Origin of the sequence: Streptomyces sp. GC420 (assembly GCF_009916105.1) — a bacterium.
Classification (GTDB): Bacteria; Actinomycetota; Actinomycetes; order Streptomycetales; family Streptomycetaceae; genus Streptomyces.
On record NZ_JAAAXQ010000788.1, the window covers coordinates 1 to 908 of the forward strand.

Consider the following 908-nt stretch of genomic DNA (forward strand, 5'->3'; position numbering starts at 1 on the left):
GGTGGGGATGCGCCGGTGTCGGTGCAGTCGATGACCACGACGCGTACGTCGGACGTGGGTGCCACGCTTCAGCAGATCGCGGAGCTGACGGCGGCGGGCTGTCAGATCGTGCGGGTGGCGTGTCCGACGCAGGACGACGCGGACGCGCTGGCGGTGATCGCGCGGAAGTCGCAGATCCCGGTGATCGCGGACATTCATTTCCAGCCGAAGTACGTGTTCGCGGCGATCGACGCGGGTTGTGCGGCGGTGCGGGTGAATCCGGGGAACATCAAGCAGTTCGACGACAAGGTGCGGGAGATCGCGAAGGCGGCGTCGGAGGCGGGTACGCCGATCCGGATCGGTGTGAACGCGGGTTCGCTGGACCGGCGTCTGCTGCGGAAGTACGGCAGGGCGACTCCGGAGGCGCTGGTGGAGTCGGCGTTGTGGGAGGCGTCGCTGTTCGAGGAGCACGGGTTCCGGGACATCAAGATCTCGGTGAAGCACAACGATCCGGTGGTGATGGTCGGTGCGTACCGGCTGCTGGCGGAGCGGTGCGACTATCCGCTGCATCTGGGGGTGACGGAGGCGGGTCCGGCGTTCCAGGGGACGGTGAAGTCGGCGGTGGCGTTCGGTGCGCTGCTGAGTGAGGGGATCGGTGACACGATCCGGGTGTCGTTGTCGGCGCCGCCGGCGGAGGAGATCAAGGTCGGTATCCAGATCCTGGAGTCGCTGAATCTGCGGCAGCGGCGGCTGGAGATTGTTTCGTGTCCGTCGTGCGGGCGGGCGCAGGTGGATGTGTACAAGCTGGCGGAGGAGGTCACGGCGGGGCTGGAGGGTATGGAGGTTCCGCTGCGGGTGGCGGTGATGGGCTGTGTCGTCAACGGTCCCGGTGAGGCGCGTGAGGCCGATCTGGGGGTGGCGTCGGGCAA

At 67.6% G+C, this 908-nt stretch carries 1 protein-coding gene; it reads left to right on the forward strand.

The features are described 5' to 3' along the window. On the forward strand, positions 1–908 hold a 908-nt coding region (gene ispG, locus GUY61_RS38630), incomplete at both ends, for a flavodoxin-dependent (E)-4-hydroxy-3-methylbut-2-enyl-diphosphate synthase (protein WP_166634939.1).